The following is a 22,141-nucleotide window of genomic DNA, read 5'->3' as shown; positions in this document are numbered from 1 at the left end:
TTTTGTAATGCATGCAAACACTGGCTCCTATCATACTATTCGTATACAATCGCCCTAAGCACACCAGACGGGCGCTCGCGGCTTTGGAGAAGAACCTATTAGCCAAAGATTCGCTGCTATACATTATTTCTGATGCCGCAAAAAACGCAGATGCCGTCGAAAATGTCAATCAGGTACGCGCCATTATCCGCGAACCGTGGGATTTTAAGCATATTACGATTATCGAGCGCCAGAGGAACTGGGGACTTGCCGAAAACGTGATCGATGGCGTCACCAAAATCATCAATGAACACGATAAAGCCATCGTACTGGAAGATGACTTGGAGACCTCTCCCTATGCACTAACTTATTTTAATGACGCGCTCCATCGCTATGAGCATGAGAAACGGGTCATGGAAATCAGCGGTTATATGTATCCGGTGGAACATCCGAAACGCTTGCCAAAATCGTTCTTTTTTCGGGTGGCAAATAGTTGGGGATGGGCTACCTGGAAAAGGGCATGGAACCACTTCAACCCAAATATCGACGCCCTGACAGCACATTTCAAGCGGAAAGATATCAGACGTTTTAGTATAGACGGAACAGAAAATTTCTGGAAGCAAGTTAAGGAATTTAAAGCTGGAAAGATCAATTCCTGGGCTATTCGATGGTATCTTTCCGTCTTCAATCAGGATGGGCTGATACTATACCCGCGTCAATCCATGATACAAAATATCGGAACGGACGGCTCCGGCACCCATTCAGATCTCGACGATGTTTATCGCGTGGAATTGGCAACGCAAAAAGTAAAATATTTCCCTAAGGAAATCGTAGAGAACGATAAGGCCTATGAAGCTATTAAATATTTTTACGCACATCGCAAGGGAAATATCGTCGAACGCTTAATCCGGTTCTTAATTAAAAAGTTCGGACGAAAATAAATACGAAATATGAACAAGCTTTTACCCAAAGTTTCCGTTATAACAGTCGTGTACAACGATGTTCAGGGCATTGAATACACCATTCGATCGGTCATGAAACAGACGTATGCTGAATTAGAATATATTATTGTAGACGGGCTTTCTACCGACGGCACACTCGATGTAATAAATCAATACAGAGAAGAGGTCTCCAAGCTTATTTCGGAAAAAGATAACGGCATTTACGATGCAATGAATAAGGGATTAGCTGCCGCCACTGGTGACTATGTGCTGTTTCTCAATTCCGGAGACGAGCTATACGAAGATATGACGCTGGAAAAAGTCTTTTCTTCGGCGGAAAATGCCGATATCTATTATGGAGAAACGCTATTAATAGACGAAGAGCGCAACATTCTAGGCAATCGCCGCCATAGCGTACCACCACGTTTCAACTGGAAATCATTTCGGTACGGCATGAATATCTGCCATCAAGCAATTTACGTAAAACGAAGTCTTGCTGAACCTTATGACCTACAATACCAACTCAGCGCAGATGTTGATTGGGTAATTCGCGCTGCAAAAAAGGCGAACAAAATAAAAAATGTGAACCAACATGTAGCTAAATACCTTGTTGGCGGAATGACTCAAAAACGTCACAGACAGAGTTTGAATGAGCGGTATACGATTTTCAAAAAGCATTATGGCACGTTCCCCAATATTGTCAATCACGGCGTTATGGCCGCTCGTCTTATCCTATACCGATTAAAGCATGGAAAAACAAGAGAATAACCTATTTAACCCCGAAATATTGATCGAGTTGGCGAATACCAAAATGCCCTTTGGCAAATACCAAGGTTGGTTATTATGCAATCTGCCTGAACCTTACCTGACCTGGTTCCACCGAAAAGGCTTTCCCAAGGGCAAATTGGGGATGCAACTGGCAACGCTTTATGAGATTAAGCTGAACGGTTTGGAGTATTTACTCAAACCGCTTGTTAAGAAATAGGAAAGTTTTTACTCTTCATTTTTTCCTTGATGAAAAAACGAAGCAAAAAAATCAAGACCGAATATGGTTCTGCTTTTTTACTCGTCTATTCCTAAACAGCATACAACTCGCTACCGCTCAAACAGTATGCTGATTTTAACGGAATAGCCTTCATAAAAATGACCGCAGAACAATATAAGGTCGTTTTATTCCGCTTAATCACTATCCTAAGTGACCGTTTTTGATCCCGCTATTGCACCATCCCTCCTTAACCTTTAGAGGTTTATGGATTCGTGTTCATCTTGGTATCTATGAGCTCACTTCGTTCGGTTTTGCTTCTTTTCACGGGGAAAAAGAAGGTAAAAATGACCTCCGTCAATTTTTATCTGACAATTTTCAGTAAATTTGCACACGAAAATCATTCTTTAAACATTAAACGCCGTTTGCAGCGGTATCAATGAATATGGCAAAATATCAAACATTACTGTACTATTGTTACAGTCCAATCGAAAATGCAGCACAATTTGCTGCGGAACATCTTGAATTCTGTAAGTCACTTGGTCTCGTAGGGCGTATCATCGTCGCCGACGAGGGATTAAACGGCACCGTTTCCGGAACACCGGAGGCTTGTCAAGCCTATATGGAAGCTGTACACGCCGACGCGCGATTCAAAAAAACGGATTTTAAGATTGATGAGGTCGATGAACCATCTTTTATCAAGATGCACTGTCGATACAAACCTGAAATCGTCCATTCCGGCTTACGAAATCCAACGGTAATAGATCCGAACAAAGAAACGGGAAAACACTTGGAGCCAAAAGACTTCATGGAGATGAAGGATCAAGAAGACGTCGTGGTTTTGGACGTACGTTCCAATTACGAACACGCTGTAGGGCGGTTCAAAAATGCCGTGACTTTAGATATAGAGAATTTCCGCGAATTTCCGGAAAAGATCAAAGAACTGGAGCAATTTAAAGACAAAAAGATACTGACTTATTGTACTGGTGGAATCAAATGTGAAAAAGCTTCTGCACTATTGCTAAAAGAAGGATTTAAAGATGTTTACCAACTCCATGGCGGTATAATTAAATACGGCAAAGAAGTGAACGGTGAAGATTTCGAAGGTCAGTGTTATGTATTTGACAACCGGGTTACGGTCGATGTTAACAAAGTGAACCCAAAGATCGTTTCCACCTGTAGAAATTGCGGGAAAGTAACGCCTAAGATGATTAACTGTGCCAACCCCGAATGCAACGAGCATTTCACACAATGTGATGCGTGTGGCTGGGAATTGGACGGCTGTTGCTCTACAACTTGCATGGAACACCCTCGTAAACGGCCTTATGACGGTACCGGTTATTATGTGAAGCTACCACAGCCAGTCAACGAAGAAAAAATTAGCAAAAGAAAACATAAGTATTTTCCACCAAAGGAAAAATCGACTCTTTTAGATAGCGAATAATAGCATTTAAAGTCCCTCAATGGCAAACAATAGATAAATAAAGCACGAAATATTATTTAGTGTTTGCCATTTTAATTATCTTTGATCATCATCAACTAATTGTTTCCGAGAAATTTAACGGTTAAATTTCAAACTAAATCAACTAGCCGTGCCAAAAAGCAAGAAAACATTTTTACTGCGAAAAGTACTTATAGGTACAATTATCGCCATTTTCGCATACCTCAGTATTGTCTTTATTTATCAGTATATAGCCTATCAGAAAGTAAAGGAGCGTTTAGACGCCGCATACGCTTTAGGCTTACAACAATCGTCTGCATTCTATCGCTTGTTCTCCGTCTACGGAGAAGCGGACAATCTTTTCCGGCAATATACCGTAGATTTCAACCAAAACACCTACGAGGAATATCGAATTAAGCTCGACACTATTAAATATTATATTGATTCGCTATCGACACTTCCTAACGCAAACAATTTATTACAACAGAGCAACACGGACATTCAAAAAAGAGACCTGCTTGCGGGTGAATTTGCAACACTTAAAAAGACAATTGACGATCTTGTATTCATGGCGCAGGATTCTCTTCCGATATTGACTTCACAGACCCAACGGGTAACTACGCCACATTATATATCCGCAGATTCGGCGATTAGTAAAATCTTAAATGACACAGCGCTTAACGAAATAGATACGGTAGTACGAAAAAAACAGAACCTGTTCAATCGTATTTTCAACGCCAAGAACGATACGCTATTAGCTAATACCACACAACAATTCAATGTTCAGCAAATTGATGTCTTACAACGGAACGTCGAGAACCTCATTGTCCAGAATGAGACGATATACAATAGAAGCCTGCGTAATTTACGGCGAAATTTCACCGCATTGAGACAAAAAGAAAGAGCGCTCATCCAAGCGAATTATTTTCTGTTGAACAATTTAAAAATCGGTGTTGATAATATTAGAGAACTTGAACGAGCGGCTGTACGCGAAGCGGAGGCAAGAGATTTAATTATCTACAAAGAAAATTCCAAGCGACTCGGAAATCAGCTTATCGTCTCCTTATCTGTCATGTTGTTCATGATTCTGTTTATTCTTTACTATCAATCCAAAGCCACTACATACGAAAAGAGACTAGAAGAAGAAAAAGACTATGCGGCAAAAGTCGCAGAAGAAAAGACGAGTGTTTTAGCCAACATAAGTCATGAAGTACGATCGCCTATAAATTCACTTATGGGCATTATCGATATCCTGCGGAAGAACGGCAGCAAGGATATGATCCAGCCGGAATACCTCGATTCAGCAGCACATGAAATATCCGTCATCAATAGCACGGTAAACGATATCTTGAATCTTAGCAAACTAGAAGTAGGCGCATTGGAGGTGAAAAACGAATACCTCTCCCCACATCGATTACTGTTAGACATTATCAACCTTCATACCTATCAAGCGCAAAAAAAGAGTTTATCCTTAACGAAGCAAATTGATATTGATCCTAAACTGGAAATTTATAGCAGCTCCTTCCGGATACGACAAATCGTCTCCAACTTGATTAGCAATGCTATAAAATATACGCCTAAAGGGACGATAAGCATAAAAGCTTATACAAGAAAAGTAGGTAGCAAGGATACACTTTTTGTTGAAGTAAAAGACACGGGACTAGGAATTGCTCCCGAACACCAATCTCAGATTTTCCGTCAATATTACATGACTGACAACAAGAGTAAAACTAAAGGTTTTGGTCTTGGACTTTACATTTCTAAATTGTTATCGGAACAATTGCAAGGCGATATTACGGTGGACAGCACGGTCGGAAAAGGTTCTACCTTTACCCTATCGGTCCCCATTAAGCAAAAGCGTATTGAAGACGCCATGCCTAGAACGTATACATTAGCCGATCTACCCAAAGATTTACAATTGGTGCTGATCGATGACAACCGCATTAACATTCTTTATTTAAAACATTACTTCAAAGATTTCCCAAACATGCATACGTTTGAGAAGGCTTCGGATGCTTTAGCGTTTATACAACAACATCCAGTGGATGCCGTAATCACGGACATCTCTATGCCTGAGATCGACGGTTGGGACGTACTCCGGGAAATTCGGAATAATAGCGAAAAGCAGGAGACTAAAGTGTTTGCGTTCACCGCAGACACCATGCACCTTGAGGTAGAGAAAAATCAAGCATATATGTTCGACTGTATTTTAAGCAAACCGCTGGATGAGCACCAGTTGGTAGCCTGTATTGTCGGGTAATCATTTTCTCGGTGTTCCTAACGATTTATTGAAGCTCCAGCAATACGGGACAGTGGTCGGAATGTACAGCGGAAGGAATAATCTCCGCAGCGACGATTCTATCCTCCAATGGCTTGGACACCATATTATAGTCGATCCGCCAACCGAGATTTCTTGCTCGCGCCCCTGCGCGATAGCTCCACCAGGTGTAGTGGTGTGGCTCGGGGTTCAGATGACGGAAAGAGTCCACGTATCCAGAATTGATAAAATTCTCCATCCATTCACGTTCTGCTGGCAAAAAGCCGGAGCTATTCGCGTTAGATTTCGGATTATGAATATCAATAGCGCGATGACATATGTTATAATCGCCCGAAATCACCAAATTTGGTCTTTCTTGAAGGAGCTTATCACTGTACAGCTGAAAATCATCCAAAAAACGATATTTGAAGTCTTGTCGTATGTCGCCTGTTGTTCCCGAAGGAAAGTATACACTCATAACAGAGACGTCGTTAAAATCGGCACGGATAGTGCGTCCCTCAAAATCATAATCTTCATGTCCACAGCCGTATTCCACATGTTTTGGCGTAATCTTGGTAAAAATAGCCGTACCGCTATACCCCTTCTTTTGTGCCGGATACCAATAATGCTCATATCCCATCTGTTCCAGTAGGAGAATTTCGGGGACCTGATCTTGGGTAGCTTTAATTTCCTGCAAACACACGACATCCGCATTCACCGCCTTCATCCAGCCTAACCAATCTTTTTTGAGTGCAGCTCGTATGCCATTTACGTTATAGGTGATAATCTTCATTAATAATACCTGGAATAAAAAATATCTAGAACCTTGGTTAAAAAGCCCGTTTTAGGAGGCAGCCCCTCCATTTCCCGCTCGAGATTCAAGGCCTCTCTTCTGGTCAACAATTTCATAGACATTCGTATGTCTTCTAAGGGGCGATCCCGTTCGTCTGTTTCCACTACAGCTATCTTATCAATCGTTTCCACCCCATTCAGTAACTCTCCAAACACGGTGTAATTTCCGTCTAAATGCGGGGCCCCGCCGATGGTTTGATATACCTCTCTTTGTTGAGCGGTCAGTTTCTTCCCTTTCAATCTAAACTGTTCTAAGGAATCTAACGCCGCTGATGTAAATATGCGCCCTTGTACCAGATAAAACTGAGAAGCCGAAGACTGCTTCGCTGGGTTGTCATCCCGCGCCGCACCGATCGTGCCTTTTTTATGGATAAGGCCTTCTTGAATCTCCGCCGGAATCTTATAATCGGGTCCACCTTCGCCAAGTGGCTGTTTTTGCGCAGCATAACGTGAATTCGGATCACCTCCCTGCACCATAAAATTATGAATAACCCGATGAAACATCAATCCTTCATAATATCCTTCTTTAACCAATTTGACAAAGTTGTCCCGGTGTTTGGGCGTTTCGTTATAAAGCCTTAATAAACAGTCCCCATTATCGGTTTTTATCGATACATAATGATATTTAGGTGTCTTCGCCCAAGCTAGCGTAACCAAAAGCATGCTGCATATAAGCAGGCCTATTTTCTTCAAATTTGTTTTCATAAATATGTGCTACGATAAGGTGTAGGTATCTTGGAAATAGTCTATCATTAATGATTTGAGAATCATTTCCTGTTCTAACAGTGTATAGTTAGGAATAGGCTTCACTAAATCCCAATGTGGCCACCCCTCTTCGTCCAGTCCCTTCAGTTCATAGAAACCCATAGCGCTGAACAAACGACAATTAGCGATGTGCATAAGTTCTTCCTTTTGCCGTTTGGAAAATTGCTGCGGGCCCTTTCCTAGTTCTTGGACACCAATCAGAAAAAGCATAACCTTGATATCAGGAAGTTCCATGTCGAAGTCGCTTGCGACAACGCGTTGCAACTCAGCCCATTTTTTGTTAATTTCCGATGCTTTCATACCCTAACAAAGGTAAGGAATTATTTACGCAGTTCACGAATAAGTTCGTGACAGCGCTTTTCGATCATCTGGTACACCGGTTCAAACTGACCTTCATCGAGATAGGGATCCGGCACGATATCTTGGGACAAAAACATACGTACTTTCGCTATATCTTCTTCGCTTCTTGCCAGCGCCATAACGTCTCGAAAGTTGTTGTTATCCATGACATAAATGTAGTCGTAGCGTTCGAAAAAGTCCGGTTGGAAGCATTGAGCCCGTTGCTTTGTTATATCAACTCCATACTTCGTTGCTACAGCGATAGAACGTCTATCTGGCTGCTGCCCCACATGCCAATCGCCGGTACCTGCGGAATCTATTTCCCAATCCAACCCCTCCTGCTCCACAAGGTGCTGCATTATTCCATGCGCTAGTGGTGATCGACAGATATTACCTAAACAAACCATCAAAATCTTCATCTCATAAACTATTTGTTAAAAAAAGCGCCATCTACCCGGAAGGTAGATGACGCGTCTATATCTATATCATTATCTCAATTAGTATTGGATAGGGAAGTTGAATTCTACCGTTCCACTTTCTGAAACACCGGTAATACGAACAATATTTCGTCTAGTACTACCTAACGCAGCTTCCACATCATCTACATTATTCACGGGTTTACCGTTTACATGTGTGACGATTAAACCTTTTTCAACGCCAAAGTACTCAAACATGCCTCCACGATGTATCTGGGTGATGACAACACCCGAGTTTACGCCGAATTTTTTCTTCTGCGCATCGGAAGCAGGCGTAAAGCTTGCACCTAATTTGTTAAATATCTCGGTAGCACTTGCACTAGCTTCTTCATCGCCACTTGATTTTTTAGTATCTTGAGCCTTTAGGGTAACCGTTACATCACGCTCTTTCCCGTCCCGTTTGTAAGTAAGCTTCAGCTTATCACCCGGATTCAGTCGTGCTACTCTTTCTTGTAGGTCAGAAGAGGAATAAATTGTACGACCTTCTACTTTCGTGATCACGTCACCTTTCTTTATACCAGCTGTAGCTGCTGCGCCGTCTTTCACGACGTCAAACACATAGAGACCGTGAATATCATCAATTTTATACTCTTCTCTAATCGCGGCGTCCACTTCACGGAAGTTTACACCAACATATCCGCGTTGTACGGTACCAAACTCTTTAAAGTCGTCTACAATCTTCTTCACGAGGTTGACAGGAATAGCAAACCCATAACCAGCATAAACACCTGTAGGTGAAGCTATAGCAGCATTAATACCGATCAATTCGCCCCGTGTATTTACTAAGGCACCCCCACTATTCCCCTTGTTAATAACCGCATCCGTTTGAATAAACGATTCGACAGCTGTACGCACGATGGGTTCTTGCGGCTGTCCGTAACCATAGGGCGATCCTTGGCCTTGTTCACCTAAGATACCAATTTGACGACCCTTAGCACTCACAATCCCTGCTGTCACAGTAGACTGCAAGCTCAAGGGATAACCAACAGCCAATACCCATTCGCCAATTCGTACATTATCCGAATCGCCAAATTTAACGAAAGGCAGTTTTGATGCATTTACCTTAAGTAATGCTAAGTCGAAGTCAGCATCTCTACCGATGACTTTCGCCTCATATGTACGCTGGTCGGTTAATTTTACTTCGATTTTATCGGCATCTTCTACCACATGATTATTTGTAACAATATAACCATCTGGCGAAATCAATACGCCAGATCCAGATGCTCTAGCTTGGCGAGGCTGCGCTTGACGCCGTTGCGGCATACCAAAAAATTCTTCAAACATATCGAAAGGAGAAGCACCGCCACCTCTAGAGCCCCGAGCAGTCATCGTCACATTAATATGTACGACACCGGGCGATACGGCTGCCGCAGCTTCCGTGAAATCCGGATTGCCTGTCGAAGACATGATTTCATTTCCCGGGTTATTTGCAAAATAAACTTTTTGTTGTTCTTCGAAGGTCATGCTCTCCATTTGTTTATTTTCGAAGAGCTTGTATCCTCCGATAGCGACTGCGCCTCCAACAGCGGCTATTAGTAAACTTATTCCTATTTTCTTCATTGCTATGGTTATCTATTATCTTTAAAAATATTTACTTTTACTTTGTTTTATGGCTTGTCCAAATGTAATACCATTAGGAATTGCTTGAGAAGTTTTGACAGTTAAAAAATGTTAATGGACGACGTTTGTATTTAGTTTTAACATGATTTAACAATGCTGTTTAACTTTGTAACAAGAATATTAATTTTTCATTAGCATAAATTGTTTTTAGCGGAAAATGAAACATGCATCAATAATTTTCCTTGAATATAGCAATTACACAGGTCTTATCAAATAATCAACAATGGATAGTAAAATAAAGTTTTCAAAATATCAGGGTGCAGGCAACGATTTTATTCTTATCGACAATAGAACCGGTTTTTTGGACCGTAATAACGATGACTTAATCCGATCGTTATGCGACAGAAGGTTCGGAATTGGCGCAGACGGTTTAATGCTTCTTCAAGATAATAAAAATTTTGATTTTGAAATGGTGTATTACAATGCTGATGGCGGAGAAGCTAGCATGTGCGGGAATGGGGGACGATGCATTGTTGCATTTGCACGCGATTTAGGTATCATTGCTGACAAAACTGTCTTTTTGGCAGTGGATGGCAAACACGAAGCCCTAATTCATGAAAATCAAGTGGATTTGGGGATGATCGACGTATCCTCCGTGACACGAGATGGAGACGCTTACGTTTTAAACACCGGCTCTCCCCATTACATCGCTTGGGCAAATGACCTCCATAACATGGATGTATATCAAATCGGATCTTCCATTCGTAATAATGACACTTATCAAAAAGAAGGCATCAATGTAAATTTCGTTGAACGAGAAGAAGCGGGATATTTCGTTCGCACGTTTGAACGTGGTGTAGAAGATGAAACGCTCGCTTGCGGCACGGGAGCTACCGCCGCTGCTATGGCTATTGCCCTTCATGACGGTTTAGATGGGCAATTAGAAATCCCGATCCGTGTGCTTGGCGGTCAATTGTATATTAGTTTTCATAAAGATGGACATCATTTTACGCAGGTACGTCTTAAAGGCCCGGCTCAGTTTGTATTCAAAGGGACGTTTCTTTCCCCTTTTTCTAGATAAAAAGGGGACAAAAATCACGACTTGTATAGTTCCTCGACCTTTTCTTGCCTATTTCTAAACAAAATAAAACTCACTTCGTTCAAACATTATTTTGTTTTTAACGAAATAGCCTGCGAAAAGCTGGCCGTGGAACAATACTATGTCGATTCAGCCCGTATCTTTGCAAGCAACCTTTGATCGCTTTTAATTACGTCGTGCAGTATCCCTACTTAACACATAAATGTGGCATCCGGATATTTGAGGTATCTAGAAACTCATCCTTAGTACTATCCCTTATCTCTAATATCCGAAGCGACGAGGTTTATGGATTCATGTTTATTTTGGTATCCATGAGCTCACTTCGTTCAGTTTTGCTTCTTTTTTACGGAAAAAAGAAGAGAGAAATCCTTATATTAGAGCCTTTTTTAAAAGGCTCCAGAATTTTTAATGCAACAGGTCGATAGCAAATTACCATTCAAGTTAATATACTCTTTAGGACAGCACCCCTATTTAGGTTATCTGATAGAACCCCACATCGTTCAATTGAACCCTAATGGATCTTATTCGTTGAGTTATAAACGTATTTTTAGCAATACCATTGGTGATTTTGCTCCTGCATTGGACGAAATCGACTATCAGCTTATTAAATTGCTGGACGAGATCGAGCAAACACACATTATCAAGATATTCAACAAAAAAGCCATACGTCCTGTCGATTTTTTCGGAAAAGTTTTCGATGATAAAATTTATGACAGGATTCGTCCCAAGATCGAACAAAAGATGCTTACCGCATTAAATCAATTGCGAGGAAAACCTCTTTTTTTAATGAGCAAGGACGGTTATCCTGCCGATCAGGAGATACATATTGCCGGGGAGCCGACATCTATCCTATTTCACTTTCGTCGTAACGAAACCGAGACGCGCTATTTCCCTACTTTAAAACACAAGGGTCATCGACTGGATTTTATGTATAAGGGCGCACAAGTTATTATAAATAGAGAAGCCTGGTTACTACTGGAGAATACACTTTATTATTTCGAGCAAGACATAGATGGTAAAAAACTCAGTCCGTTTCTGAACAAACGTTACATCAGCGTGGCACGTAACACCGAAAAACGATACTTTGAAACTTTTGTGAGCGGGCTGATAGAAAAATACCATGTTTATGCAGAGGGTTTTGACATCAGGACTCATAAGGAAAATGCGGCCCCCATTGTTAAGCTATTCTACGTTCCCAACGGCCAGTCCTTTTTACAGCTATCTTTTGCTTATGGTCCTTATGAATTTTCGGGGAGTACAGATCACCCTGTTACCGTACGGCTAGTTTACGACCAGGAAACAGATTATTATATTTTTCATCGAATAAAACGTTCATTATCCTGGGAGAAGAAACAAGGACTCTATCTAGAAGAACTAGGACTCCGCAAGAGAGATTTGTTATTTGCTAACTATATACTCGACGCAGAACAGGAATCTATTGTTGAGTGGTTAAATAGAAACCAGTCCGCACTTTTGGAGAAAGGGTTTATCATCACGCAAGCAAAAGGCGACCGTCGTATCTTCATCGGTAAAACTTCATTGGAAATGGCCATTGAAGAGGGGAATGATTGGTTTGACATACAAGCAGTAGCTCATTTTGGTCCCTATGAAATTCCGTTCATAACATTACGGGAGCATATTTTAAATAAGATTAAGGAATTTACATTGCCGAGTGGAGAAATCGCGATTATTCCAGAGGAATGGTTTTCCCAGTACGAACACTTGTTCCTTTTTACCGCAGACAAGCATAGCTTAAGGCTAAATAAAACCCATATTGGCTTATTATACGAAATATCGGAACACACCGAACGTTCCTTTCATCGCAAGCTGGAACAATTATTAAACTTCGACAGTATCAATGAGGCACCTATCCCAACAGGATTTCTAGGCGATCTTCGTCCTTATCAACGCGCTGGGTATAATTGGTTTCACTTTCTTCAAGAATATAAGTTTGGCGGGTGCCTTGCTGACGATATGGGATTAGGAAAAACCGTACAGACACTCGCTTTGCTACAACAGCAGAAAGAGCATGTAAAAGGAACAGATCATGCAAAAACATCCCTTCTGATACTACCGACGTCACTCTTATACAACTGGCAGAAAGAAGCAGAAAAATTTGCACCTGGACTTCGGATTCATCTCCATACGGGTTCCAATCGATTGAAAGATACTTTTGGTTTTTCCCACTTTGATTTAGTCGTAACAACTTATGGAATTGTGCGTAGCGACGCGGACCTGTTAAGCAAGTTTTTCTTCAACTACATTATCCTAGATGAAAGTCAACACATCAAAAACCCCACTTCCAAATCATTTAAGGCCATTAAAGGCTTAAAAAGTCGGTATAAATTGGCATTGAGCGGTACCCCGATAGAAAATTCTGTGGCGGATATATGGTCGCAAATGCATTTCGCGAATCCTGGTTTGCTTGGCTCGTACAGCTATTTTCAGAAAGAGTTTGTGGTGCCTATCGAAAAAAAGAAAGACGAAGAAAAAGCAGCTCGTTTACAGGCGATCATCAAGCCCTTCATTCTCCGTCGTACCAAAGATCAGGTAGCAAAAGAACTTCCCCCTAAAACAGAGCAGACTATTTATTGTGAAATGACGGAGGAACAGACTAAGTTATACGAACGTATTAAATCAGAATATCGGAATGCTTTGTTGGACAACCAATTACAAAGAAACGGACAGGGCAACCAAATTATGCTATTACAAGGCCTCACAAAGCTTAGGCAGATAGCGAACCACCCCACCATGGTGGAAGAAAATGAAGTCTTTTCTTCCGGTAAATTTGACACGGTTATGGAAATGTTGCAATCCATCATCGCAGAGCATCACAAAGTACTTATCTTTTCCCAGTTTGTAAAGCATTTGCAGTTGTTCCGCGATGTATTCGAACGCGAAAAAATAGCCTATGCCTATTTGGATGGGAATACAAAAAAACGATCGGAAGCGGTTAACCTATTTAAAGAACGGGAAGACACACAAATCTTCTTAATCTCCATTAAAGCCGGGGGTGTAGGACTTAACCTTACCGAAGCTGATTACGTCTTTATCTTAGACCCGTGGTGGAATCCGGCAGTAGAACAACAAGCTATCGACCGTTCACACCGTATTGGACAAACAAAAAATGTATTTATCTACAAGTTCATTAGTAAGGATACCGTAGAGGAAAAGATCATAGCACTTCAAAGTCAAAAGAAAGCGTTGTCCTCTGCACTCATTACCACCGAAGAAAGCTTCATCAAGTCGTTATCCACGGAGGATATACAGGAGTTGTTACGGTAAGCTTTCTTCATTTTTTTGTCTTGACACAAAAAAACGAAGCAAAAAAAAGTCAAGACTTGCATTGTTCCGCTACCTTTACTTGTCTATTCCTAAACAGCATGAAACTCCCTCCGATCAAACAACATGCTGTTTTTACGGAATAGTCTGCGTAAAGCTGGCCGCGGAACAATGCTATGTCGTCTCAACCCGCGTCATCGCAATTAATCATGGATCGCACGATTTACGCACACATGTAGCTTCCTAAAATTAACGGCTAAATAGTTAGAATTCACGCAATGCACTACCCCTTCCTTAACGCTGAATGTCACATACGGATTTTTGACAATTGTAGAAACCTATCCTTAGCACTTACCCTCCCTGTCAAACATCCGAAGTGACGATTTTTTTGGTTCCTTTTTTTCTAAAAAAAAGAACAAACCTACCTCTTATCAATAAAAGTAATCGGTTTACGGCTCAGCGGATTAAAAATAATACGCTGTAACTCTTCCGACGATCGTCTTTCCACACGGGGTGTCACCCGTAGTTTTGCCCGAAAATGATCTTTAATCTGCAACAGAAATTCTGCTGTCGACTCTTTTGTACTGACATAAATGACAATTTCATCGGTTCCTATGTCGTTATGGGATATTTCAATGACGTGGTGTTCAATTTCGGGGAAGCCCGCAAGTAGGTCGTGCAGGGCAGGCGGATACAGCGTTGTCCCTTTGTATTTTACCATTTGCTGCTTTCTTCCTTCTACGGGACCAATACGGTAGGTATTACGTCCACAACTACAAGGAGCAACGTGTTTTCGGACAATGTCTCCTGTTTTAAATCGCAACAGTGGCACACCTTGCACCCCTAAGGTCGTGACGACGAGCTCGCCGCTTTCACCGTCGGGCACAGGATGTTCATCCTCGTCCAATACTTCGGCGATAACAAGATCCTCGTGAACATGTCCCCCTTGAAAAGCTTCACATTCGGTGAACGCCGCTCCCATTTCTGTAGATGCATACGTGGAATACAGTTTCAATGGCCACTTTTCACGTATACGTCTCGTGAGTACGGAATCGTTTAGAGAGGCGTCCCGTAAAGACTCTCCTATACACAACACCGCCTCTATACCCGCGTTGCGATAATCGATATCATGTTGTTCGGCATATTCAATCAGCTTTAATAAAAAAGACGGTACGGCAATCAGAAATCGAGGTTTATGCTGTAAAATAACATCCCATTGTAATTGTGGAATTCCCGATCCCACACGCAAAATCCCTGCTCCAAGCTTCCGTAGACCGAGAAAGTACGCTAGGCCAGCCATAAACCGCCTGTCCATCGTGGTCATCAATTGGACCACATCGCCCGGTTTTACACCAATTGTCTGAAATGAACGCATCTCATTATACGCTAAACGCTCCAAGTCTTTTTCCGTAAGTCCAAACGTTACCGGCTTGCCTAACGTTCCCGATGTAGAACAGTAGTCTATAATCTCCTCGCGTCCGACACAGAAAAAATCCTCATTATGCGCTTGAATGTCGTCTTTGCTTGTGGTAGGTATATGCACTAAATCTGCTATAGTCTCAATCATATCGATGTCGATACCCTGCTTTTCAAATAATTGTTTATAGTATGGCGAGTGTTCGCGCAAATAAACCAATTGCCTTCGCAAAAGCTCTTCTTGATAAGCCTTAATTTCCTGAGATGATTGTTTCTCCATGTTTTAGTATTTAGTACAAAGTACGGCTCTTATGCAAAATCACGCTCGACGAATCTTCTCCAATAAATACGATTTTCCCAATATTTCGGAACAGGTCGCTATGGCCCCTATCGTTACTCCTAAAATACCGTGCATATATATACCATGTCCTGTTAAGTACAAGTTTTCTATTTTCGTTTTCGGTGGAATAAATGTCTCCAGGGGTTTACTGGCATCTTTTATATGGCCATACAGATTACCCCGATACGTGCCAATATAATCCCGGTACGATAAGGGAGTCGATACATACGTTCGATTGACGGCGTCCACCAAGTCTGGAAAACAGGGCTTCACCTTCGCCAACAATTGCTCCGTTTTAGCGGCTTTAAATGTTTCATACGCCGGTCCTCTGTCTCCCGGATGAACTGCCGTATTCAGCGTACCTTCCCAAGCATCCACCTCCTCAAAATGCATATACGTTAGCACGGTAAAGGTGTCCGCATAACCTGGATGTCGCGGATCCTCCGTCATAGACAGCATAAACATATTTGCCCAGTCACTTTTTTTATATGTCGTTGCGTGCCAAACGGAATGCGCATTTTGGTGCCAGTACATGTTGTGGCCTTCGTACCTTACCTTCGCTGGTTGCAAAATGCCATGCAAACTAAACGAAGATGTTGTAACGGGTAATGCTTGGATACGGTCATAAAAGGCCTTTCGAAAATGTTCTTTTCCGACCAGTTGCAGCGCCCTTTTCGGGTCAACGTTCATAATAAACAGATCGCCCCTCACCTGGCGGTCGTTGTCTGTTGTTGCACTGCAGACCTTTCCGTCCTCGATTTCCAGTTTCACCACTTCTTCACGTTTGTATGCCTCCCCCCCTAAATTACGCAGTTCACGAATAAGGAGTTTACTGATTTGACTACCGCCGAGTATACATTTGTAAGCACTTTGGATATAGGAATTTACAGCAAGTGCATGCACATAAAAAGGCGTCGTATCATCTTCGCCAGCGTATAAAAAATTATTCCCAATCAATACCGCACGCAAACGTTCATTGTCCGTTAACCCTGTAAAATAATCCTTAACACTTAGGCTAATAACTTCCGACGCATACCCCTCTCCATCTTCCGCATAATATAATGGGAAAGCTCTACAAGTATATTGCAGATCAGCCACATACGTTGTCAATGCTGAACGTTCGGCCGGGAAATACGCAGACAAACAATCAACAAAGGCATCATAGCCCTGTGCAATAGGGTAACAGATTTTATCGTCACCAAAACAAATCTGATCGAAAACTGCAGGCATAGGTTCTAGCCGAAGATGGGGCATAATCCCCACATAGGAAAAATAACGGTGTAAATTCTGCCCTTCCCCCAGACCTCCAATATAATGCACCCCCGTATCAAACACTTTCTTATTGCGGGAAAACGTCTGCAAATTCCCTCCAAACTGATTGTTTTTTTCCAACACGCAAACACGTAGCCCTTCCTTTGCCAGTATAACTGCCGATACCAAGCCGCCCAGTCCGCTACCCACGATAACGACATCGTATTGTTTACGTGTTCCTTCGGTCATTTAGTATAGCAAATTAGGGTGGCAGTCAACTCCTCTTCCTTCCATCCTAAGGTCAGTAATGGCTGCGCTCTCTCAAAGATATAGATTTCTTGAAAGCCCTCCAAAAATGAACTCGGTACGCAACTGAATTCAACGGACGGATGGATAACCAGTATTGGACAAGAAACATTCAATTCTGAAGCAAAGCGTACTTGGCGGTGTTTTCTCCAGTAAATACTTTCCGCTACCGCACGCTTCTCGGCATTGTTGATGATGCCCACCATCTTCCGGCTCCCACTTTGTAAGGACAAAAGATAGTCAAATTCGCCGTAGGTGTCCGATAAATGTGCGACGTGAACCTTCTCACCGAGGTATAGATTCAGCTCGTGGTAATAGCGGAGACCTTGCGCTAGGTTTTTCTTGACATCCGCCACGATATCTTCATCTTTATAATAATAGGCAAGCTGTATTTTCGCTCGAAAATACAGCATGTCTTCCTCTTGTCGCCGATACCCGCTATACGTTTTTCGAAAGTGCCGCATCACCCGCTTGGTACGCTCCAGATACCCCTCACCAAAAGCGGGGTCCTCGATACGAATGCGCTCTCCGATAACCTGTGTCATGGCACCTCCAAAAATAAGCACATCGCCTTTGGGCAACACATCGCCATTCCCCAAAAGATAGATTGGTAGGATATCCAGCTGCAACTGTTCCGCAAGATAAAACGCACCCTTATGAAAACGCTTTATAACGTTATCGTAGGAACGGGAGCCTTCCGGAAACACAATCAGCGAATAACCTTGCGCCACTTTCTCTCGAAGTATAGCTATTCCGTTTTCCAACCCTTGACTAACGGGATAAAAACCTAATGCTTTTACTGCCCGTCCGAAAATAGGGGAATTCCAGACCCAATCGTTTACGAGAAAAATGCCTTTTGGAACAAGCATACCGAGCGATAACGTGTCGAGAAAAGAACTATGGTTGGCAATAATAATGGCGGGTTTATCGAATGTTTCGCCATGCAAATTTATCGTCTGATGTCTTGTTTGCGGATGAAGATATAGCACGGACTTCATAAATGCAGCCATTGTCTTCCTAAAAAGTGTGTCTTTCTTTTCTTTCGGTAGCGGGAAAACAGCCAATAACACGCGTCCGAAAAAAGAAACCAATAAACTCCCCAAGCCATAATAAGCAAAAAACAACAAAGACAATAGAAGGATGGTTATTGTAAAGGGAGATTTTCCTTGCTTCGCACGATTTGAAATAAAGAAATAGAACAAAATCGGATAGAATACGAAGGTAATGATGACGGCGGCAAACACACCAATCAGCGAAACGGCTGCAATGGATAACAACGCGGGGTGTTTAGCAAAAACCAGTGCGCCAATGGCCAGCACCGTAGTCAATACAGCCAGCAATATCGATGTGCGATACGTTTGCAAGGTGTCCTTGCCTGTGCTATATTGTTTTTGCAAGGCGGCTGTCATAAATATGCTAAAATCCACCCCATGTCCAAAAACCAAGGTACACACGATGGCACTAAATATATTAAGCTCTAATCCGAAAAAACCCATGAGCCCTGCGGTGACCAATCCGGTAAGACCGATCGGGATCGCACTCAATAAAACCAACTCTATGCGACGGAAAAACACCCACAGTATAAAAAGTACCGCAAAAAACGAATAGCTCACCAAACGGTTGAAATCAGCGCGCAACTGCCCTAAAAAGGTTTCGTTCAGCTGTTGCCGGTCAACAACGAAGACGTCTGGCTTCGCACCCATAGCCCGGACGAAATTTTCACGCCCAGCGTCATCCAGTTTCACCAAAATCGAGACGGTAAAGAAGCCATCACGCTCCGCCACAAAATCCGATAATCGCAACGCGCGTTGCGATTGGAGATCATGCCATGCTAATGGTTCCCGTCTTTCCTTTAATAACGCGTAAAAATCGGCGTGCGTTTCCGCTTCAAAACCATATTTTTCTCCTTCCTTTTGTAGGCGGAAGATCAGCTTATCCGAGTGTTGATTCTCCCAAAACGTATTCCATGCGCCAATCTTCTCTTGCTGTAAAGTTGTTGATAAGGGAATGATCGGTAGCCCCTGGTAATCCACAATTTCTTTTCTGGCTTTCGCCTCATGTAGATACGACATTAAACGATCGCTTTTTTGTGCTGCGTCTTCAAAGCTGTTTCCAGTAGATACTAAATAAATTGATTTCGAAGATGCATTCGTGAGCTTATCCAATTTATGCTCCACCTGCCGCAAAGCTGTCGGTACAAAATTTAGATCAGCAAGATTATTGTTATAGCCTACTCGTTCGCTAGTAAAACAGCTGATAACCAAAAGCACGAGACAAATAGTAATCAATATCTTGCTCCGCTCAAACGGAAATGCGGCCAATTTGTCCAGCACCGTATGATGTCGAAGTTCCCGCTTGGGGCGATAAAGGTGTGGAACAATAAGTAACGTAAAAACAGCGGAGACAAAAATGCTTATCGATGCAAAAATACCTAAATCCACTAATGCTTCTGCATTTACAAACAATAGGCACAAAAATACGACCGCAGTAGTCGCGCCGCTCATCAACAATGGCCGGGTCAGTTCACGGTAAAGCTCTCGCACATCTCCTGATTTTTTATAATGGGTCAGTATATGTAAAGTGTAATCGATGGTAATACCAATTAAAACCGCTGCGACACTAAGCGATATGGCTGAGATAACGGGTTTATAAAGGTAAAGGCAGGCCATTCCAAACAAAGCAGCGAAAACAGTAGGTATAAAGACCAGTAGGGGAATGTATATCCTGCGATAGAAAAGGATAAGTAGCAGCATGAGTACGGACATCGAAATCAGTACCGTTGTTAAAATGTCTATCTTTATCTGTTTGGCATTCGCCACCGCAATAAAAGCCGCTCCGTAATAAGAAATCGTGACTTTCTGTTCAGCATGTTGCTGTAATCGCGCTTGCAAACGATAAAGGTGTTCTACGAGCAAGGTATTATGCTCCGTATCCGCGCCTTGAAAAGTCGGGTCCAGAAAAAGTAACAATTGGCTTGTATCTGTAGTCGTTATAAACCCGTCGTAAAGCATAAAATCTTCACCCACCGTATGCTGCTGCATCTTCTGCAAACCTATTAGCGCCAACCCCAAAGGATCTTTTTGGATAAAGCTTCGCATAACAAGACCGGTAGGCGAAATTAACGTACGGTAATTTTGCAATACCCGCTCCGAAATAGAATCCGGTTGTAACCGCTCGGTTATCGTCCGATAATCTCCTGCATCTAAAAAAAGTGGTAGATTTTGATAGACAAAATCATACACACCTTCCATCTCTTCCTGTTCAATCCTGCCCGTAACTTCACGAATATATAGGCTATCCGTTTTAATAGAATCGAGAAATGCATCCGCAGCTGCCGTTAAGGCGCTTGCTTGGGTCTCTCCGTTCTTTTCGATCAAAACCGCTATTTTGTCGGCGAAATTAATTTGGCTTAGTACTTTTGAAAATTTATCTGTCCGCTCGTTTTTGGGAATAATTTGGGTGATATCTTCTTCAAAACGCAGCTTGGAAGCTAGCAGCCCACAGCTTGTCAGAAACAATAATGCCACGACAGTGGCAAGGGGCTTATTGCGCTGTACCCAAACATAGATATGATAGAAAATCTTCTCCATTATTGAGCAGAAACAGGCTTTTGCCGATATAGTTTGATAAAAAAGTAGCTGAAAGAACCAATCAACACTGCCATTGCACTAGCAAGTATAAAACTGCCTATAATGTATTGCCAAATATGTGATTGAACGGTTTCCAATGAAACGCCATCAAGCTGAACAGTAGTTGAAGACGGATACGCTAGGCTGCCCACTACTAAAGAAGCATATATCACCAATGGAATGAGTGGAGCGAAGCTAATATTGGAAGAAATGAAAGCAAGTACCTTGTTCAAGCGCAGGAAAACCGCTAGCGTAATCGTAATCGCCGTCTGAAATCCCCAAAAAGGCGCAATACCCATAAAAACGCCTAAACCGATAGATAGGGCTTTCTTTAGCGGGGAGTCGGTACTTCCCAATATATTTTCCTTCACGAAGTCAGACCATCTTTTTTTTTTGAAACTCCAAAAAAAATTACGTGGCAGGATATAGAAAAACGTCAAAAAAACCAACACCGTGTTTAAAATGCTGATGCGTGTAAAATCTTTAAATGGACGAAAATGGGATACACGTTCCTGCGGATCGTACAATACTTGAATAGGAATATTCTGAACGTCAACGCCACGCCAAGCCGCACGGACGATGATTTCAATCTCAAATTCAAACTTGCGGGTATAGTATTTTTGGGGTATTACTCGTAAGGGGTATGCCCGGAATCCCGATTGCGTATCAGTCAGCTTAATTCCGGTTTCAAACCAATACCAAAAATTCGAGAATTTGTTGCCAAAACTGCTCTTCCGCGGTACAGCATCCTGATCCATGTTACGGCTTCCAATCAGCAATATCGGATGGCTCGCTTGAGCAATAGCGTCCACAAACGCTGGAATATCAGACGGATAGTGCTGGCCGTCGGAATCAATAGTAATCGCATACTGGAAATGTCGAGCTCTCGCCCACTTTATTCCCCTTCGCAGCGCCATCCCTTTTCCTTGATTGCGCGCTGATGTGATAACTTCTATTTGTGGATATTGCTTTAAGATCGTTGGCGTGGTATCAGTAGACCCGTCGTTGACCACAATAACATCGGCGGTGTATAGGAGCACACCATCCAATACCCGTTTTAAGGTTTTTTCATTATTATACGTCGGTATAATAACAACAATGCCCAAACGTTCTATTTCTCCTGCTATCGTCTCGTGTTCAACCATTTTTTACGCAAACCGTCTCTACAAAAATACTGATTTTTTAAGAATGGGATAATACAATTGCATGAACCCTCCATTAACTTT

16 protein-coding genes are annotated in these 22,141 nt (G+C 42.2%); 7 read left to right on the top strand and 9 right to left on the bottom strand.

Annotation, left to right across the window (positions count from 1 at the left end; genetic code table 11):
• Positions 1-11: 11 nt before the first annotated feature.
• The 5 genes from C5749_RS10515 (at position 12) to C5749_RS10495 (ending at position 5,603) form a co-directional block, all read left to right on the top strand.
• Positions 12-920, top strand: coding sequence for a glycosyltransferase family protein (locus tag C5749_RS10515; RefSeq protein ID WP_105725826.1), 909 nt, complete (start codon positions 12-14; stop codon positions 918-920).
• Positions 921-929: 9 nt separating this feature from the next.
• Positions 930-1,688, top strand: a complete 759-nt coding sequence (locus C5749_RS10510; RefSeq protein WP_105725824.1) for a glycosyltransferase family 2 protein — start codon at positions 930-932, stop codon at positions 1,686-1,688.
• Positions 1,669-1,905 (top strand): DUF3820 family protein, encoded by a 237-nt coding sequence (locus C5749_RS10505; RefSeq protein WP_105725822.1) that lies wholly within the window; start codon positions 1,669-1,671, stop codon positions 1,903-1,905. Before C5749_RS10510 ends, C5749_RS10505 begins: the two co-directional genes overlap by 20 nt.
• A 442-nt stretch (positions 1,906-2,347) precedes the next feature.
• A complete protein-coding gene (trhO, locus tag C5749_RS10500; protein ID WP_105726987.1) occupies positions 2,348-3,346 on the top strand; it encodes an oxygen-dependent tRNA uridine(34) hydroxylase TrhO in 999 nt (332 codons plus the stop codon).
• A 148-nt stretch (positions 3,347-3,494) separates the two neighbouring features.
• A complete protein-coding gene (locus tag C5749_RS10495) occupies positions 3,495-5,603 on the top strand; it encodes an ATP-binding response regulator (protein WP_105725820.1) in 2,109 nt (702 codons plus the stop codon).
• Positions 5,604-5,628: 25 nt separating this feature from the next.
• Here C5749_RS10495 and C5749_RS10490 read toward each other — a convergent pair whose 3' ends face one another.
• The 5 genes from C5749_RS10490 to C5749_RS10470 all read right to left on the bottom strand — a co-directional run bounded on the left by C5749_RS10490 (position 5,629) and on the right by C5749_RS10470 (position 9,592).
• Positions 5,629-6,393 carry an exodeoxyribonuclease III gene (locus C5749_RS10490; RefSeq protein WP_105725818.1) on the bottom strand — a complete coding sequence of 255 codons (765 nt, stop codon included), beginning with the start codon at positions 6,391-6,393 and terminating at the stop codon, positions 5,629-5,631.
• Positions 6,393-7,157, bottom strand: coding sequence for a peptidylprolyl isomerase (locus tag C5749_RS10485; protein WP_181151354.1), 765 nt, complete (start codon positions 7,155-7,157; stop codon positions 6,393-6,395). The genes C5749_RS10490 and C5749_RS10485 overlap by 1 nt, the downstream gene beginning before the upstream one ends.
• 9 nt (positions 7,158-7,166) lie before the next feature.
• On the bottom strand, positions 7,167-7,517 hold the full coding sequence (locus C5749_RS10480) for a hypothetical protein (RefSeq protein WP_105725814.1): 351 nt from the start codon (positions 7,515-7,517) through the stop codon (positions 7,167-7,169).
• Positions 7,518-7,537: 20 nt separating this feature from the next.
• A complete protein-coding gene (locus C5749_RS10475) occupies positions 7,538-7,975 on the bottom strand; it encodes a low molecular weight protein-tyrosine-phosphatase (RefSeq protein WP_105725812.1) in 438 nt (145 codons plus the stop codon).
• 78 nt (positions 7,976-8,053) lie between these two features.
• Positions 8,054-9,592, bottom strand: coding sequence for a Do family serine endopeptidase (locus C5749_RS10470; RefSeq protein WP_181151352.1), 1,539 nt, complete (start codon positions 9,590-9,592; stop codon positions 8,054-8,056).
• A gap of 283 nt (positions 9,593-9,875) precedes the next feature.
• Between C5749_RS10470 and dapF the strand changes: the two genes are divergently transcribed.
• The gene (gene dapF, locus C5749_RS10465; protein ID WP_105725808.1) at positions 9,876-10,673 is read left to right on the top strand and encodes a diaminopimelate epimerase; all 798 of its coding nucleotides are present in this window, start codon (positions 9,876-9,878) and stop codon (positions 10,671-10,673) included.
• Between the two features lie 426 nt (positions 10,674-11,099).
• On the top strand, positions 11,100-13,976 hold the full coding sequence (locus C5749_RS10460) for a DEAD/DEAH box helicase (protein ID WP_105725806.1): 2,877 nt from the start codon (positions 11,100-11,102) through the stop codon (positions 13,974-13,976).
• 418 nt (positions 13,977-14,394) lie between these two features.
• Here the strand turns inward: C5749_RS10460 and flxY are convergent, their stop codons facing one another.
• From flxY to C5749_RS10440, 4 genes are read right to left on the bottom strand one after another with little or no spacing between them, the layout of a single operon-like run.
• On the bottom strand, positions 14,395-15,669 hold the full coding sequence (gene flxY / locus C5749_RS10455; protein ID WP_105725804.1) for a flexirubin biosynthesis putative acyl-CoA ligase FlxY: 1,275 nt from the start codon (positions 15,667-15,669) through the stop codon (positions 14,395-14,397).
• 39 nt (positions 15,670-15,708) lie between these two features.
• Positions 15,709-17,229, bottom strand: a complete 1,521-nt coding sequence (locus C5749_RS10450; protein ID WP_105725802.1) for a phytoene desaturase family protein — start codon at positions 17,227-17,229, stop codon at positions 15,709-15,711.
• Positions 17,226-20,876 carry an MMPL family transporter gene (locus C5749_RS10445; protein ID WP_105725800.1) on the bottom strand — a complete coding sequence of 1,217 codons (3,651 nt, stop codon included), beginning with the start codon at positions 20,874-20,876 and terminating at the stop codon, positions 17,226-17,228. The genes C5749_RS10450 and C5749_RS10445 overlap by 4 nt, the downstream gene beginning before the upstream one ends.
• A complete protein-coding gene (locus tag C5749_RS10440; RefSeq protein WP_105725798.1) occupies positions 20,876-22,060 on the bottom strand; it encodes a DUF2062 domain-containing protein in 1,185 nt (394 codons plus the stop codon). Before C5749_RS10440 ends, C5749_RS10445 begins: the two co-directional genes overlap by 1 nt.
• Positions 22,061-22,141: the final 81 nt, after the last annotated feature.

It is taken from the genome of Sphingobacterium gobiense, assembly GCF_002980575.1.
Taxonomy (GTDB): domain Bacteria; phylum Bacteroidota; class Bacteroidia; order Sphingobacteriales; family Sphingobacteriaceae; genus Sphingobacterium; species Sphingobacterium gobiense.
This window is presented reverse-complemented; position numbering and strand designations above follow the sequence as displayed.